We start from the raw sequence: 18,072 nt of genomic DNA on the forward strand, positions 1-18,072 counted from the left end.
TTATGCCTTAATTATTGAGATAATGGACTAACATATATTGAGGTGTCAAAATTGAAAGGCATCCCTGTATTTACAATGGTTCCTGTAACCCCAATTATGGCTTTGCGTCTTACTTGGGAGTATGTTTTGGAGTCTAAATCGGTATCTATATCGCTTAGCGCCACAATAACTTTGGTGTTTAAAAGTCGCTTTTCATATTTGGCTATGGCGTTAACAAGAGATACTCTTACTTTTTCTTCCCACTCATAAACCTTAACCAATTGATTGAATTCGAGTTCCCAGATATCAGATCCAAAGTCATTTTTTCCTGCAACTTCGCCATATCTGCTAGTTATAAGCATCATTAAATATTGAGCTATAGATTCTTCTAAAGAACATACCTTTTTCCCATTGAGCAGATTTGAAAAATCCATGGGTAACTTTATATATTTCATGTAAAATATTGAGTTGTCTACCTCGATTTAATACCTGAAGAGATTTTATGAAATTTATAGGATTTGTGCTTTTGTGATAAAAAACAGCATATGAAACTTTAAGAGTTTAATTACTCTTAAAATGAAGTTCCCATAGAATTAACTGTTTTTATGTATTTCAACCTTTAGCCAAACAAATTAGAAATGTTTAATACCAGAAAGTATGATATTAAACATCTCTATTCATAAACTCAACAAGTATATTATGGTTATACTTGTTTGTATTCACTTTGCCATTCTGCATTTTCTGGACCATCACCTTTGTGTCCGTCTAGTTGAATTACAAAACTTTTAGCTGGAAAATAAGGGGTGATATGAATATCTAACAAAACGCGGTCTTTTTGATTTTGGTCTTGCTCGATTTTCATGACTTTAAAGCGTTCAATTAAATTTGAAGGTCCTTGAATACCGTCTAAAAATTTAACGATTTGACTTCTAAGGTCGGCTTCTGTACGTGTAGTCCAATTTTCAAAAGCTCTTCGGTTTAAGAAATCAAAAAGAACCTTAGTAATGTGGTCAAATACGCGAACTACCGAGTAGGTTTGTAAGCCTAAGTTGTCGCCATTAAATAAGGTTTTTGCTGAGAATGCCATAACCTTGCTATACTCATTAACCATAGGCACTAATCCCATTTTTTCTAGTTCGGAGATTTCACCTTTTTTAAGGTCAAAACGCACGCTTTCCACGTCGTTAATACCTCCAAATTTCTTTCCTGCAACCACTTGCGACATTAAGGTGCTGTATATTTTTCCTGCCAAAGCGGTAGATGGTGGTACGTATAAATTTTCCTCTTCGCCTACAACATCATCTTTTTTTCTTCCTAATAACCAGTTGCACGACATTACGGTATTCGATTTAAAAATGTCTCCGCCCGTATGGTTTGCGTTAAAAAAGATATCGACCACATCATCGGCAGATTCTAAATCTTGAAAATCGGTAACCAAAATAGCTTTATTGTCGTATGCTATTTTAGACCACTTATCTAAAACAGGATTCGATCCTAAATAGCCTGGAATACTAAGAATACCATAGTTTTCTCTAAGGTCTAAACGGTCGAAATTTTGATTTAATTCGTTAGCGACATAATCAATAAATAGCGTGTTGTCTAAATCTTTTATCTGATCTAAATCGGCATTTAGAATTGTTACATTTTTTACTTTGTCAGATTCTGTGTTCTTATAAAAGAAAGCGACAGATCGGTAAGCTCTTTCTAAATCTTCAGAAGCTTTAAGGGCCGTTTTTAGGTTGCTGTTTAAAGTTTTGTCTGCCTTAGCAGCGTTGTCTTTTGCAACATCCAGCATGTTTTCAATGTCTTTGCCATCTTTTAATAAATCTAGCCAAACGTTTAATCTGCTAGAAAGGTTTTTTCGTTCAGCTTGCCATTGTTCATCGTTAAGAAAGATGTTTCTTCTTGCTTTTCTTTTAGGGTTTAAATTAGAAAATCCATCTATGATGTTTTCTAAAAATGAAAATCCGCCATATTCTGCTAAGGCATCTATTGAGGTATTTGATATTTGTGTGCTTTGCTTTTGTTTTGGAGCCGCTTTTATTTCTTGTGCTTTTACTTCCATGGTTTTGTTTTAAATTAAAAGTGTGAATACTAAACTAATTGCTATCTGTTTCATTAATTTCTTTTAATGAGTCTTCTAACAGCTCGATAATTGCGGCTCTAGTTTCTGGATTTTCTAAAGCTTTTTTCAGACCTCTATTTGAGGCTAATTGACGTGTGATTTTAGTGTTCTGCTCTTTTTCAATGTTCAGCTGACTTAAAAATTGGCTATTTTCTTTTATCGATTTAGCACCAAAGTCACCTAAGTTTTTAAAAGCCATGGTTTCTTTTATGTCGGTTCCATTTTCATCTTGAAATTCAAGATTTAACGAAGGTTGAAATTTTTCGAAAACCTCTTCTACGGTTTGTAGATTGTAAACCGCTTCTGGACTTACAGGAGGTTCGTGGGTTAGTTTCTGGATTAATAAAGTTTTGTTTGAAGGAATGTTAGCGATAGCTTCACTGGTGTCAACTTTTACTTCGTTTCCACCAATTCCATAATTGTACATTGACATATTGTAAGGGTTTTATTTATTTTAAAATTCATAAGTTTTTCTAGGGCATTTTCAAAAGCAATCCAACCTAAAAATGATAGTTTGATTCTCTTTTTTAACGAAAATTCGCTCTAAATAAAATGAATTTATATCAATAAATAAATCTTTTTCTTATAAAATAAGTAAGAAAAAACATAAATCAATGAAGCGCAACTACTTACGAAATGTTAAAATTTTTGTAGGAAAGGTTATATTTAAATATTCGTGCTATTGGAGGCTTTTTTTCCCTTTTAGATTAAAATGGGTTTCAAATGTTAAAAAAACATCAGAAAAAACAGGCAAAAAAATACGATGAAAGCCTTTGTTTAAGCGAAAAGACGACAAATAAAAGTTGTAATTCTTTCATTTTAAGTAGTCCTTTATTTGTTAAAGTTTTGTTAACAAATACTAATATGCGATTTTTTAATGCCTAGTTTAGCGCTGTAAATGACAATTTAGAATTCTCTTTTTCTTTATAAAATAAACTGTCAAATATCCTACCTAGAATGTCTTCCAATGATATTCTTAAGATATCCCCGACAAGATTTTTTGTATCAATTAGAAATTTTTTAAAGTTATTTTAAAAAGTTCAAGATTTTAATACTAGTAAAAAAATCAAGGCTAAATTAATTTAATTAACAATTTAAAAAGAACACATTATGGGATCATTCAGAGCATCATTAGAAATTGGTGGAAAAGAATTTGATGTATTAAATTCAGATTACTCCTTCAGTAGAGATACTGATAAAAAAGGAAAAATTTCTTCAAACGTTTATGGCGGAAGAATTTCGCTTACCATCGAATCTACAGAAGACACGTCGTTAATCGAAGCGATGTTAAATAGTCAATTTAAATCTGTAGAAGGTAAAATTGTTTACAAGAAAACAGACGAAGATGCAAAAATGAAAGAAATAGAATTTAAAAATGCATACATCGTGTATTATAAAGAAGCATTAGACGTAAATGGAGATGTTCCAATGACCATTTCTTTTACAGTGTCGGCTGAACAAATTAGTGTTGGTAATGCTGCCATCGACAACCGTTGGCCAGTTGCCTAATCACATTTTAAAAGAGCAGGCTTAGTTTGGCTTGCTCTTTTATTTTGATATAAATAAAGGGCAACTTTTAGTGCGCTGCAAACCATAATAGTCAATAAAGTAGCACAGCTTCAAAGTCTTAATTTATATAAACTGTTTATCGTTATTTCGTTGAAAAGTTAGATAGCCTTAAACGAAAGTTCTTTTGATATTTACCCCAAACCTACCATGATAAAGCCAAAAACTACGCTTAGTATAGATGGAGAATTTCTATTTAATTTCGAGAAAATAAATTTGAAGCAATCCATTAATGAACACCATACTTTTACCATTACCGTCGATTATGATACGGTAGAAAATGTAGGTACATACACCCTCGATAAATCTAAAAAATGGCTAGGAAAATCGGTTGTAATTAATTTTAATGACACGGAGTTTTTAGGGGTAATTACCAATGTTAAGCTTGTACACGATCATGGTTTTAATGGAAAACTGGAGGTTAGTGGTTTTTCTAAAACGATTTTACTAGAAAACGGAACACATATGCATTCCTGGTTGAATAAAAACCTGAATACCATTATCAATGATACCGTAAACACCGTGGGCATACCGGCTCAAATAAATCCTGTTTTTACAAATCCTATTGAATACCAAACTCAATACAGAGAGCATCATTTTCAATTTATACAACGTCTGGCTAAGCAATATAATGAATGGTTGTACTACGACGGGTTGCAACTTGTTTTTGGAAAACCAACGCTAGAACGCCCTATAACTATAGAGTACGGTGCCGATATGGATACCATTCATATTGATATAAAAGCCATTACAAGCGAAAGTACTACGTTTTCCTATCATGCATTAGATGATGTAGAAATTGAATCGAAAACTAGAGGTGAAGCCCAAGGCCTTAACGAATTGGGTAATTATGCTTTTGAAACTTCTAAAAAACTGTTCCCTTTAAATGCCACGGATTATACCTCTGCACGAGCAAAAGATAAAAGTGAAATAGATCTTTATGTTAAAAATAAACAAGGCAGTAAAGTGGCCACAGCCAATGTGCTAAGTGGTACAAGTACCAAGCAGGGTCTTACCATAGGTTCGGTCATTAAAGTGACAGCCGCGCAACGGGGTATTGGCGCTTTTGATGTTAAAAACTATGGAGAATATATTATTACCAAAATTGAACATGAAGCTTCAGGACTAAGTGAATATGCCAATGCTTTTGAAGCGATTTCAGCTGGTATTAATATTTTACCAGAACCCGAAGTTGCATTACCACAAGCTACTGCGCAAATAGCTACGGTATTGTCCAATGAAGATCCCAACCAAAAAGGGCGCGTACAGGTTAAATTTCAATGGCAAAAAGGAGAAATGAAAACCTCATGGCTGCGCGTTATGTCTCCCGATGCAGGCAGTAGCGCTAATCATTTGCAAAACAGAGGACAGGTTTTTATTCCAGAAGCGGGCGACCAAGTTATGGTTGGTTTTCGCTATAACGACCCAAACCGTCCATTTGTAATGGGAAGCCTATTTAATGGCAGTACAGGAGCCGGCGGAAAAGACCAAAATAATTACAAAAGCATCATTACCAAAAGCGGGCATACCATTGAATTTAACGATACCGAAAAAGCAGAATCTATTACGATTACCGATAAGCATAGTAATATTATTTTTATTGATACGGCGAACAAGAACATAAGAATATCAGCTCCTGAGACCATAGATATTGAGGCTAAGAATATTAATATAAGGGCTTCAGAAATGATTACCCATCAGGCCAAGAATATGGATGTTCAATTAAGTGAAGATTTGGTAATAGGAGTAGGTAATAACATGAGTACAGTGGTAGAGCAAAATTATACGGTGCAAACCACAGAATTAACCGAAACTATTGAAGGTAATAAAATTGTTGATATTCAAAGTAGTTTAAGTGTTAATGCTGCAGAAGTCGATCTTATAGCAGGTAATGGCGATATCAATGTGCAAGGAGCTGGAGTTGCAACTTTTCAAGGAGGCTCAGATGTAAAAGTTAGCAAAGGGTAAGTTTATGTTAATTGTACAAAACAAGAAATCGCCTTACGTGTATGAAAGGTTAAAAAAAGCTGTTCAATATCATTTTAATATTGAGGAATATACTGAATTCCATGAGCAGCGTATTACAAATAGATATCGTCAAGATATAGAAGTTGATTTAATATCTGAATACAGTAAAAGTGCTTTTGTTTTTAAATTAATTACTAGTAATCAGCAATATGAATTAGCCCCGAGTCTTAAAAAGCAAGAAGCTTTAATACGACAGTTAACCAGTATTACTGAAAAAGTAGAGTTAGGTGTTAATACTTCAGGAGATATTGAAAGACTTATAAATCACGATGAAATTAAAGAAAAATGGAATTTGCTGTCACCAAAACTTAAACGAACTCATCAAGGTGTGTTAGCGCATGGGTACTTAGATGCTATTGCAGAAAAAATTGCAGATAAAAAACGTTTTATAGCAGATTTAAAACAGTACCGTTTATTCGGTATGTTATTTAATAGCTTATTACGGATTCCTTTTGATGACAAGACAACCCAAACACGATTGCGTACATTTAATAATATAATCCATTGTTTACCGGTTAGTATTTTAGAGCAATTAACATTGGTAAGTGAAGATGTCGTTACAAGCCAACTCACGTATGCTGTAACTGGTACATTACAACCTATTGATGACGATACCAAAAGCAGAATAGAAAAGTATCTTAAGTATTATGAAGCAGGGGAAGAAGCGGTGTATTTAGAAAGTTATACTGGAAATTATGTTATTAATAAATATACGGCTTGGACCAAAAGTGCATATATCTCAATAACCTTAAGTAACGGTAGAGGTTATCGACGATACATGCAATTTACATTAGAAAAACAAGATCTATGAGTAAAAACTATGTCTGCGATGGCGCAAAAATCGAATGTCAGTTATGTACAAAACCAGAAGGCACATTAAAGGTTAGCTCTAATCAGATAAAAATACAAGGGCAACTTTTTGCGAATGCCAATGATAAAGAGAAAACCAACCTTGTTTTTCAGGGTAACTGTAAAGCGAGTCCTTACCAAGCCTCGCCTTGTCAAGGAGTCATTGTTCCAATAATGTGGCAAGGTACAGCGGATACCACTATACAGGATGCTAAGGCGCTTCTAGAAGATTCTACTATTATTTGTGGTTTTGGAGGATCTACTATAAAAATCACAGATCATTTACAGGTTAATGCGCCTACAGAGCTACAACCGCTTATGGCTCCAGTAGTATTGCCGGTGGAGGAGGCTAAAATTATTAAAGTAGAATGGAAGAATAATAAAATCGTAAAATAATGAGTAATGCACCAGATAAAACGATTGAAAAATCTTCTACCAACAATACTAAAGTTTGGTTAGAAGTAACCACTCTAAATATATTACCAGGAGAAGAGGTTCTTATTGAGTTAGAAAACAATGATGAAACAAAAGAAATACAAAAAGGAGAAAAGAAAATAAAGCTTTCATCTTATGTTGACCATTCAGGGAAATCATCTGTACTACTTTCTTCTGATGTTCCTAATGAGAATATCACTTCTGATCAAAATACAGGTGCATCACAACAAATAGCAATAACTAATATAGACGAAGCCAAATATATTAAAGAGGGCTGGTGGTCTATAGATGCCGCAGGAGAAAAACCGATTACCAGAGCAGTGCCAGGAATGCTTGTTTATTTTCATGTAAATACTACAATTTTAGATGGAGAAGTAGTCCATATAGAATTGTATGAAGACGATAATAATGAAAAAGAAGAAACAGGAACAGGCGATAAAGATGAGCATCAACCTTTGGTAAGTTCCGTGACTAAAGAACCTTCGACTCATGAAACTGTAACAGATGGAAAACTAGTTAAATCCATACGTTTAGATAATTTAGATGGATTAATTAAAAATGATGTAAATAAGCAGATAAAACTATATTTTAGGTGTAGTTATAATGATGAACATGTTGAGTTACCTACAACTCCAAAGGATTATTTGGTAGTAGGTACGTTGGTTATCGATCGTTATAAAATGCCAGGACTAAATGCATCGGGAACAGACATTGCGGATGATCTTACTTATGGTACTGGAAACCCACAAAAAGAAATAATTTATACAGCACAACAGCTTATTGCATATAAAGATGCTTATGCCGTATCTGGGTTTAATGAAGAAAAACATGGGATATTTATTAATAAAGAAGGTTTATATCCTAAATTACCTGACATTCAGAGACTACAAGAAGAAGAGGGCATAACAACAGCAGATAATAACAAAGCATCATTACTTACAGAAAAAAATAAAATTGAAATAGATAAAACTTATGTAACTACCCAAAATCGTATAGATCCTTATTTACTTGTTAGACAAAACGCAATAGAATTATTAGTAAATCAAAAAGCTAAGTATAATAAAAAAGAAATGTATGCGGTAAAAACAAGCAGCGATTATGAATCTGGAAAAGATCTTAAAGATTTTCATGAAGGAAAATCACCTTTAACAGGAAAATGGAGAGACGATGATTCTCTTTTTTGGAATTTTAAGAACACTGCCGAGTTATATTTCGCAAGAGGAGAATTACAAACGAACTTAGATGGAATGATTGAGAAATTTAAAAGCAATACAGGAGGCATCTATGAAAATGATATTCTAACTAAATATGTGAACAATCATCCTAATACAGACGAATATTGTTTAGCTATTGAGGATTATTTAGCAGAGAGGTTAAAACAGGAGTTTGAAACCAATATTGGTGAAATTGAAGATAAACAACCTTATTTTTTATATGAGGTAGGAGAAAAACCTGAATTTAAAAATTCTAAAGGAAATAGAAAAAACGTAGATAAGGACTTTTCTAAACCTAAATATTCTTATGATAAAGGTTATTGGGATGCTACAAAGGGATTGACTATAGCATTAAATGATATTTGGGCAACCGAGGTAATATTAACTCAACTTAAAAATAAAGAAGAAAATTATACTATAAAATACCAAATAACCCTTTGGGATCATTTTGGACTAGACCTTCCCGATATGCGAAAAAGATTTAATAGTTATTTTAGTGTGAAAGAAGCTTTTATTTGTTGGTTTGTATTACAACATTTAAGAGGTTACAAACCTTTTGTAACTAAAATGACTTTTGAAAGAGAGTTTAAAGGTAATCTTAATACTGGAAAGTCAGAACGTATAAAACAAAGAGAAACTGAAGCATTGCAACGTAAAATAGCGGCAAAAAGAATGGAAGAATTACGACAAATAGGGCGTAGAAAACCAGGGGAAATGTGATATGAAAACAAAAATATTTATACAAGTATTATTTTTTTTGATTGTATGCAATTCATGTCATACATCAAAAGAGACTAAAGACAAACCTTTGAGATTTACTTATTTAAGTAAACATCTGGAGGATACCAATACTAGAGTCAAAGAAGTTGTATTAGTAGAAAATCCTTCCAAAAATTCCGATAGCTTGAAATTACAATTACTAAATTATCAAGAAAAATTTGGAAGACAGAAGATTAAAACAATAATAGAGAACAGAACTAAAAATTATACAATGCAGTTCTATTATAAAACGACAAACACAACGCCTTTTATTAATGGAACAAAGCATCCAGACTTTTTAAGCAATATATATATATATGATTATGCGGATTCTGATTATTTAGGAACTATTTATTTTAAAAAGTGTGATAAATTGATCGATAAATGGGTTGGAGGTATATATATAGAAATACGAGATGATAAAGGAGGACTACTTAATGTGAAAAAATATTCTTTAATAAATGAATGTGAATAAAGATTGAGACGAGAAAAACAGAATATCACAGGACTATAAGACCTCTATATGACAAAATAACTTTTGAAGAAGAATTTAAATGTAATATCAACGAAGGTAGAGAAGAGCGTAGAGCGTATCTAAAAGCTAAAGAAGCAACTCTTAAAAAAGCAGAGATAGAAGTAAGAAATAAACAGGCATTCAATAGAGCGACTAACCCATGGCCAATAGGACCAAAATTGTAAAGATGAAGAAACATATTATCTTAATTATAGGATTAATATTATTTGGATGTAAAACAAAAAATCCCACCATAAAGTTTATTTATCTCGACAAATCGAGTGATAAGGTTTTTGATTCTGATAGAGGTAATTCTGGTTATGGAGAAGTCATACTCATAGATAATTTACCTACACAAAAGGATACAATATTATCTATTCAAAAAGCTTATTTTAATTCTAAAAATAAAATATGTTTATTAAGCGAAACTAAAGATTATTACAGTATGACGTTTTACAAAAAGACAAGCTGTACTGAGTATTTCATTGATAGAGAAAATGATTTTGGAGGATTTTCTAGAACAGTAATTTTTGAAGATTGTAAAAGTGATGAGTTATTTTCTTTTTATTACGAAAGAGATAAAAAAAATCCAAATTTATGGGTTGCTAATATGAAAGAAGAGTTGTTTGGTTATGAATATCATGACACCATTTACTGTGAGCTAAACCATAAAAAAGTAAAGTTACCAGATATGCCACAACACTAAATAAACCGAAACCGAATAAATGTCTGAAAACAAAATTATAAAACTAAAAGCAACGGTAAGTTACGAAGGTTCCTCGCAAACAGCAATAGTAGATTTATTGCCTCGTCCAGATATAGAGATATTTGCAAATGACTCCCAACTTAATAGTAAGGATGAAACAACAGAAAGGTTTGTACGCATTACAACAGAACCTAGTATGCCTTATATTACTATTGCTAATAATTCGAGTGAAGATATTAAAGTTAGACTTAAAATTGATTATACTAAAGAGTCTGGAGGGAATATAGTTCGTAAGTGGTTAAATTATTATCCTGCTGAGGAAAATGACACAGTTCAAACGCAAACAATAAAGCCACATGAAAATTGGAATGTTGATTTTGGAGACGATATACGTGGTGGTAAAGTAACTGTAGAATATATTACAGGAGTAGATGAATGGAATGAGGATAACATAGAAACTTTTGTTTTTTATCTACGAGGCTTAAATCCATCACAAGATGAGGTGGTGGCCTATATTGAAGAACAAGGTTATGATAACCAATATTGGTTTTTAATTAGGCTAATTAGACATGAGTCGGGTACTGGAAATGATGATGTTTTCAGACATTTTAATCAGGGCACTGATTTTACTATTGATGCTTTAGATGGCTTACCTAATTTAGGTTTGCCAAGAGGTTTCGGAATAGGTCAAATTGATAACTTTGGAAGGTTAGTTTCTGGATATTCAATGTTGACAACCTCTCAAAGAGAAGAATTAGGGTTGATTGATGTAGAAAGAGGTGAGACCATTTTGGATGATGAAAATAGGACCATAGACTGGCAAGGGTATATTGTAGCATCTGATAATCAGGTTTGGAATTGGAAAGAAAATCTAGATACTGTTATTGAGTTTTTGAATATCAAAAAGCAAACCATCAATAATAAATATAATCAATGGGTAAATATTGCAAATACTTGGAATAGAGCACATCCTCTTGATTTAGTTGAACAGTATGAAGACCAAGTAGAAGGTAGTATTACATTTAGTAGTATTGAAAGCTATATCGATGATATTTCTGAGACTATAAACGATTACTTTAATGATTCTGAAGATTATGATACAACCAAGTCTTTTATAGACGCTTGCTTAATAAGGTATTATAATGGTGGGTATTATCATAGGTTAAGAGTAAATGAAAATCAAAAACCCTATTGGGAAATAGACCGAGATTCAGAGCAATCAGGATTTTATGTTCAGCATATTTGTAATCAAGATGAATAAACCTATAGTTATGAAAAATCTTTTATATTACATATTCTTAATCACTTTATTAAGTTGTAATACAGTTGGTAAAAAAAATATTGAGATCTTAGTAGAAAATAATGATACTTTAATTTCTCAAACAACTTCGGGGTCAAATAAACCTGAGTTAAAAAATATAGACAGTTTAATATGGAGAGATAAGACCGTTAAAATTTTTGCCCAACATAAAATAATTGAAGAAGGAGAAGAGCAGCTTATTATTACTAATCAAAATAAGGATACCTTATTGATATTTAATCATGAAGACGGCGGTAGATTAACATTTCCATTTATTTTAAAAAACAACAATCAATTATTTTTAATTTTTTTTGAATTTTGGCCAGGTAGTGGTTTTTTAAGCAAAAAAAGATTTTACCATTTGAGTAGCGACGGGAAATCAGTTAATACAATTCAAATAATAAACCATTCTAATCTTTTAAAAAAAGTACAACAAAAGTTTTCTATTAAAGATAGTATTTATACCAGAAAAGGTGAATTTTATAAAGATTTTGCATTTGATAAAACAATCTTTATTCAAGACGCAAATTTACCTTTTTCTTTTAGTTTATTTAATTATACAAATGATAGTTTAAATAGAGGGTTGGCAGGTTACAAATTAGTTAAAGGCAAATATCTATTTGTAAAAGAACAAGGAACATATAAACTCGTTGTTGGTGATTTAGAATTAACCGACCCTCAATAGGTCTATCTTAATCTAAGACATCTATTGCTAACATGAATATTTTATAACAATGGTTCTAAAAAACAAAATCAGCATTTTATATACAGGAGCGATTAATTATGACAACCAATGTATAAACAAAGAACAGTTTTATTAATAATATCATCGCTATTAGTTTCTTGTAGCAACTCAAAGAAAGTAAGCGCTCAAAGAGATTTAAGTAGTCGAAAAAATGATACAATATACGTTTACAAGGATAGTAATCAATTAACAACACTGTTAAATAATACAATTGGCGATTGTGAGACTTGTTATGTGTATGAAACGGTATTACTGTTAAATAAAAAAATAACATTTATTATTTCTCTTGAGGTGATTAGCAATGGTAAAAGGTTTGATAAATTATTTTCTGTCAAGACGAAGACTATAGCTGATGAGCATATTATCGAACTAAAAAGAAAATCAACATATATTAATAGGATTCTGTTAAAAATCACTGATGCTAAAAAATATTTGAGAATCAATTCGTTCATTACTTATCAAAATGAATCTTATAAGAAAAACTGGGAGAAAATGATTTCGAGCATGTTCCAGCAGTAAAAATATGTACGGTTTCCAATTATAATGATGTCATTAAAGATACCCTAAACACGCTCACTCATCCTATATTTAATAAATCTGAAGAAGAAGAAAGCAATTGTGTATACTGTGAAAATAAAAGTAACGATTTTAAAAAATGTATAGAAAACATCAAATAATATGGTAATGGGAGATCTTAACATTAAAATATTACAGAAAAACCCAGCTACCTATGCCGAGAGGGTTGCTCAGCTAGAAAAGCAAGCCCGTACAGGAACAGGTAATTTCACTACTTTGGTAAATAATGGAACTACTGATGTAGAAACAAAAGCAAAAAACAAGATTAAAACTTTCGAAACAAAGACAAAAATTATAATTCCAGACGATGTAGTCACGTATACCGTAAAACTAGACGGAGACTATGAAGATACTCTAGATAAAGACCTAGGGATGGTTAAATTTTGTTTTTGGCTGCAAGACAAAGATAAAAAAGATGTAAAGTTAGAACTTGGTGTTGGCAAGGCCGTCAAAACCCAAAAGGCTTCACGTAATGCGATACAAATTGTAAAAAAAGGAAACAAGGCTTCCACCGGATACCAATCTGATTTTTTAGAAATAAAAGCAGGTGAGAATTTTACTAAGAATGTAGCAGACCACAGTTATTATTATGCCATTATAACTGTAGACAAGGAAAAGAAAGAAGTTAAACTACAGGTGAAATTCTCCAAATGGATGGACACCTATAAAATACGTGTAGAGTCCTACTTATTAGGCGATCCTATAAAAGGCGATGGAGCAGCGACTACGCTCTCACGTACTGTGCAGGCAAATCCAGAGCTCGTTGAGAGTTATTGGCTTAATGCAGAAGGTAAAAAGATTCTACAAACAGGCTTTGTTCAAGATGTTTATTTGTACCTAAAAACACTAGGGCTAAACAATAAGGAATTAGAAGTAAATGTTTATGATAAAGACTATTACCCTACACCTCTCGAACCCGCTATTTTTTATGGGAGTACTCCGCAAGACGATCTTATTGTATGGGAAAATAATACCATAAAAATAGAAGATCGAAACACCATAAAACAATTTAAAGTAGGCGATAAAGAACGGTATGAGAATGCTGCTGCAGACGAGGATGGGGAATACAAAACTTGGTATGATACTGCGATTTCTCAAGATAACTTTTTTACTATAATTGATTCAACCGAAAAAAACAATGAAGACCTAGAGTTATACATCCATTTTCCCGATTGGAAAACCCTAAAACTACCTGAAGATAATGCGTATGCCAATTTAAAACTGACTACCAAAGAGCTTATTTCTAATGCCTTTTTTGCAGAAATAGAGAAGGAAGAAGTACAAGCCGATGCACCCAAAATTAAAGATAAAAAAACAGGAGATACCAGGCTGTCTCCAAAAGCCAAGGTAAACTATTATAAAAAAATAGACAATGGTGTGCTGGGGCAAAAAGTAAACCTTGTAGCAGCCTGTGCTAATCTGGAAGGCAAAAAAGTAAGCTTTCAAGTGTTTGATAAAACAGGATTGTTAGGAGAAAAAGATGAAGCCCTACATTTTATATATGAAGAAACCCCTGTTTGCCGTATAGAGGCCAAGGTTACTGAAGGTTTTGCCGTTGCAGAGATAAAATTACTAAAGGATAACACAGAAGAAGGCTTAAAAAAATGGAAAAACATTTTAAGAGAAGATTCCAACTCTTATAAAACAGCACAATTATATCTAAAAGTAGAAGCAAAAGAGAATGTATTTATTGTAAAAAGTAAAGGCGAGTTTTTAAAAGATAGCGCATTCAAGCTAGAAGCTTGCAAATGGCATGATCCATTAGATGCTATGGCATATAGAGGTTGGTATGGTGTTGGAGCAGATAAATGGCACCCTGAAAGAAGTGAATACTTGCCGTCTACAATATATAGAGGAAGTGGTAAGCACGAAGGGTTAGATTTATATGCACCAGTAGGTACTACTGTTTATGCTTGTATGGATGGAGAAGTTTATATGAATTATAAATCGGATACTTATGGTAACACATTTGGAATAAAAGCAAATTATTATGGTAACACATATTATTTTTTCTATGCACATTTAAGAGACCCTGCTCTTTTTAACAAAAAAATGAAGGTGAAGGCAGGAGATGTTATTGGATATGCAGGTATTACAGGAAACGCAAGTACTCAGTCTAGAAAAAATCACCTGCATTTTGAGGTAAGAAATATAGATACTAAAACAGGAGGACGATTAGCTGTTTTAGCAACAATACCAGAAATTGAAGAAAATTTAGATAAAACACCTTTAGAAAGCACACAACCTTAAAAATATTTCAGATGAGGATATTATTTATATTACTATTATTTGTTTTTTCGTGTAAGGAAAATAAAAAACAAGAAGAGAGAGTAGCAAAAAAACAGATAGAAGACAAATTAATAAAAACTAAAGACTCTTTGTCTAGGGTTGAATATGAAAGTAAGATAAAAGTTAAAGTGATAAGTGATACTTTCATACTAGAAAATAAATTTTTGCGAAAGACTAAGTATATAAAAACTCCAAAAGAAATATCTAATCTAATAAAAGGAGCTTCAGAGACCTTTATTGTTGATGTTGTTGGCAATAATGGTTTAAGATACATTACAAGAGTTGAAGATATCCAAGAAGGGAAAAAACCAATCATAGAATACTGGATAACAAAGGATTTAGAAATAATACGTTCTTATAGGACAAACGCTTATTCCTATATTTTCGGGTTTTTAAATATAGACAATGATACTGAGTTAGAATATATCCGCATTGATGGAGAAGAAATTGTTGATTATGTTTTGTGTGATGTAAATAATTTAAGGGAAAAAGAATTATTTTACTTTTTGCCAGTCATAGAGTATGACGGTAATTATTATTTGGGTTATCAACATTTAATAGAGGACATTATATATAAAAAAGAGAAAAATAATATTGTTTTTAAATGTATTGAAAATTATACGTTTATTAATGATGATAGAGAAGGAAGGTATCCCAAATGGCAAAAACAATTACCTGTGTTATTGTTTAAAGGTAATAAAGAAAGTTTCTATAAAATTGAAGATTTAAAAAGCTTCCAGTTTTATAAAATTGAAGATTTAAGAAATAAGGTTTTACAACGTTAAAAGAGCGATTTATAGCCTAATACCCCAACTTAGAAGGTAAAAAGGTAAGCTTTCAAGTGTTTGATAAATCAGGATTATTAGCAAAAAAAGATGAAGCTCTACATTTTATATATGAAGAAACCCCTGTTTGTCGTATGGAAGTTGAGGTTACTGAAGGTTTTGCTGTTGCCGAAGTAAAATTACAAAACTGTAAAGAGGACACAGATAATACAGATTGGGAAAATAGACTAGACCCAGACAAGGGCGAGTTAAAAACAGCTGAATTGTTTATAAAAGTAGAGGTTGCTGAAAATGGGTTGAAGGTAGTAAACGACGGGGTGTTTTTGGAGGGTAAGCCTTTTAATATGAATGGTACTACAGTAGTTCAGGATATTTATCATGATGGCAAAATAGGAAGAGTAGAATATCAAGTAGGTGAAGTAAAAATGAAAAAAGTAAAATTCATTTACCACGATTCCTCTAAAAAGAAGCATAAACTAGGAAAGTTTAATATTGTTTGGGCGCAGAAATGGAAAGATGCTACTAAACATAGTTGGAAAGGAGGGGATTTGGGATGGAAAAAAGTAACTGTTGGAGGTCAAACAAGGTATTATCAGTATGATGAAAAAAGGAAAACTCCCTTAGTAACACCATTTAATAACTTAGGAGAAGATAAATTATTTTCATATTCTCATGAAGGAATTAATATTGAACTTTATGAAAAGACAGATAGAGAGTACCACAACCCGATTGCTATGGCTACGATATTCGGAGCTTTAGCAGAAGTTGGTTTTAGTGATGTTGTGTGTAATGGTTCTGTTGGGATAGATGCCACAGGCGCTTATAGTCTTACACATTATAATGGAATTAGTACTGATTTTAAATTTTTAAGAAAAGATAAGAAAAAAGCCAAAATTGATAAGGATGCTAATGGAGCTTTAATCCCCATAATTCTCTCTAATGATTCAGAACTGGATATAGATAGACAAAATACTTTTATTGACGCCTTACATAAATTTGGTTGGGGAGTAACAGAAAAGAATCTTGCAAATAAAACTTCTGAAAATAAAAAATTTAACCATTGTAAAAATGATTCTCATCACTGGAATCATCTACATATTCAAGGGATTAAGCCTAATTATAAAAATTAACAAAATAAAATGAAACAAATATTATATTATTTAATAACTCTCATTTTCCTTTTCAGTTGTCATTTAAATATTAAAGAGGAAAAGAAGTCAGCATATTCGCAGAGTAGTCATAAAAAAGATAGTATATCGCAAATAAAATATAGTAGTCAAGAAAACGATATAAGGTACGTAAATGCTGAAAATGGATTAAATTACAGAGACACACCAAAGGGAAACGTAATTGGTAAATTACCATATAATACAAAACTTAATATAATTGGAACTACTGGTGTCTATAAAGAAATATTAGATGAAGGTGAAATTTTGAAAGGAGAATGGGTTTCTATATTAGTTAAAAAAGATACGGTATATGTGTTTAGTGCATTTTTATCGTTAAATAAAGATGTAAGTGATTTACAAGAAGAGAATGAGTTTTTTATAAAAAAAACAGATGACTTATTCAAAACAAATCCATACGTAAGTAAGCTTGTTAATGATTCGGTTATTATTAAAGAGATTCCTGTTAATTCTTTTATGAGTGTTCGTAAAATACAAAAAGATGGGTATAAAACTGTCTCTAAAGAATATAAAAACCTTAGTAATAAAGAACAGATAAAAAAAATAGATAGTGTCATTACCTTAAAATGCCTTAACAACAAAATTTTAATGTATAAGGATACGAACCCAGATGATGATTGGGAGATTGAAACATATTATTATTTAGGGACATTTGAAAATATTAATTCATATTTGATAGAGAAGAATGGTTATGAATGGAGTTCTTATCTTTTAATAAATAAGAATTCATGCGAATTTGTTGAATATTTGGGATATCCTGTATTCAATTCTGATAATTCAAAAATAATTACTGTAGATACTGATAGTTATAAGGTTTCCGAATTTGTGATTTATTCTTTAGATAATAAAGAGTATAAATTAACGCATACTTTTACCTTAGACATAGAAGTAAGTGATTTTGTTTTTAATGATGATAATCTTTATATAGAATATGGGGTAGAGTGGAGCGATGGGAAAACACAAAAAAAATCATTTCAATATTTTATATTAAAATTCCTTTGATATAAAATGGACA

General features: G+C 31.7%; 16 protein-coding genes. 13 read left to right on the forward strand and 3 right to left on the reverse strand.

The window, feature by feature from the left end; genetic code table 11:
* Positions 1 to 11 precede the first annotated feature (11 nt).
* The 3 genes from H6X70_RS00210 to H6X70_RS00220 form a co-directional block, all read right to left on the reverse strand.
* The gene (locus tag H6X70_RS00210; RefSeq protein WP_194765666.1) at positions 12 to 434 is read right to left on the reverse strand and encodes a GPW/gp25 family protein; all 423 of its coding nucleotides are present in this window, start codon (positions 432 to 434) and stop codon (positions 12 to 14) included.
* A gap of 248 nt (positions 435 to 682) precedes the next feature.
* Positions 683 to 2,044, reverse strand: coding sequence for a DUF5458 family protein (locus tag H6X70_RS00215; protein ID WP_194765667.1), 1,362 nt, complete (start codon positions 2,042 to 2,044; stop codon positions 683 to 685).
* 34 nt (positions 2,045 to 2,078) lie between these two features.
* Positions 2,079 to 2,537, reverse strand: coding sequence for a hypothetical protein (locus H6X70_RS00220; protein ID WP_194765668.1), 459 nt, complete (start codon positions 2,535 to 2,537; stop codon positions 2,079 to 2,081).
* 677 nt (positions 2,538 to 3,214) lie between these two features.
* Here H6X70_RS00220 and tssD point away from each other — a divergent pair.
* The 13 genes from tssD to H6X70_RS00285 all read left to right on the forward strand — a co-directional run bounded on the left by tssD (position 3,215) and on the right by H6X70_RS00285 (position 18,059).
* Positions 3,215 to 3,613, forward strand: a complete 399-nt coding sequence (tssD, locus tag H6X70_RS00225) for a type VI secretion system tube protein TssD (protein ID WP_194765669.1) — start codon at positions 3,215 to 3,217, stop codon at positions 3,611 to 3,613.
* A gap of 207 nt (positions 3,614 to 3,820) precedes the next feature.
* Entirely contained in the window at positions 3,821 to 5,638 is a 1,818-nt protein-coding gene (locus H6X70_RS00230; RefSeq protein WP_194765670.1) for a type VI secretion system Vgr family protein, read from the forward strand.
* Positions 5,639 to 5,642: 4 nt separating this feature from the next.
* Positions 5,643 to 6,509, forward strand: coding sequence for a hypothetical protein (locus H6X70_RS00235; protein WP_194765671.1), 867 nt, complete (start codon positions 5,643 to 5,645; stop codon positions 6,507 to 6,509).
* A complete protein-coding gene (locus H6X70_RS00240; protein WP_194765672.1) occupies positions 6,506 to 6,943 on the forward strand; it encodes a DUF4280 domain-containing protein in 438 nt (145 codons plus the stop codon). The genes H6X70_RS00235 and H6X70_RS00240 overlap by 4 nt, the downstream gene beginning before the upstream one ends.
* Positions 6,943 to 8,916, forward strand: a complete 1,974-nt coding sequence (locus H6X70_RS00245) for a DUF3289 family protein (RefSeq protein WP_194765673.1) — start codon at positions 6,943 to 6,945, stop codon at positions 8,914 to 8,916. The genes H6X70_RS00240 and H6X70_RS00245 overlap by 1 nt, the downstream gene beginning before the upstream one ends.
* 1 nt (position 8,917) lies before the next feature.
* Positions 8,918 to 9,430, forward strand: coding sequence for a hypothetical protein (locus H6X70_RS00250; protein ID WP_194765674.1), 513 nt, complete (start codon positions 8,918 to 8,920; stop codon positions 9,428 to 9,430).
* A gap of 226 nt (positions 9,431 to 9,656) precedes the next feature.
* Positions 9,657 to 10,175, forward strand: coding sequence for a hypothetical protein (locus H6X70_RS00255; RefSeq protein ID WP_194765675.1), 519 nt, complete (start codon positions 9,657 to 9,659; stop codon positions 10,173 to 10,175).
* A gap of 19 nt (positions 10,176 to 10,194) precedes the next feature.
* The gene (locus H6X70_RS00260) at positions 10,195 to 11,436 is read left to right on the forward strand and encodes a hypothetical protein (protein WP_194765676.1); all 1,242 of its coding nucleotides are present in this window, start codon (positions 10,195 to 10,197) and stop codon (positions 11,434 to 11,436) included.
* Between the two features lie 10 nt (positions 11,437 to 11,446).
* Complete coding sequence (locus H6X70_RS00265) at positions 11,447 to 12,160, forward strand: hypothetical protein (RefSeq protein WP_194765677.1); 714 nt, start codon at positions 11,447 to 11,449, stop codon at positions 12,158 to 12,160.
* Positions 12,161 to 12,904: 744 nt separating this feature from the next.
* Entirely contained in the window at positions 12,905 to 15,046 is a 2,142-nt protein-coding gene (locus H6X70_RS00270) for a M23 family metallopeptidase (protein WP_194765678.1), read from the forward strand.
* A gap of 11 nt (positions 15,047 to 15,057) precedes the next feature.
* A complete protein-coding gene (locus H6X70_RS00275) occupies positions 15,058 to 15,870 on the forward strand; it encodes a hypothetical protein (protein WP_194765679.1) in 813 nt (270 codons plus the stop codon).
* A 56-nt stretch (positions 15,871 to 15,926) separates the two neighbouring features.
* The gene (locus tag H6X70_RS00280) at positions 15,927 to 17,000 is read left to right on the forward strand and encodes a hypothetical protein (RefSeq protein ID WP_194765680.1); all 1,074 of its coding nucleotides are present in this window, start codon (positions 15,927 to 15,929) and stop codon (positions 16,998 to 17,000) included.
* A gap of 9 nt (positions 17,001 to 17,009) precedes the next feature.
* The gene (locus H6X70_RS00285) at positions 17,010 to 18,059 is read left to right on the forward strand and encodes an SH3 domain-containing protein (RefSeq protein WP_194765681.1); all 1,050 of its coding nucleotides are present in this window, start codon (positions 17,010 to 17,012) and stop codon (positions 18,057 to 18,059) included.
* The last annotated feature ends 13 nt before the right edge of the window (positions 18,060 to 18,072 follow it).

The sequence above is a fragment of the Tamlana sp. I1 genome (assembly GCF_015355625.1).
In the GTDB taxonomy this organism is placed as follows: domain Bacteria; phylum Bacteroidota; class Bacteroidia; order Flavobacteriales; family Flavobacteriaceae; genus Pseudotamlana.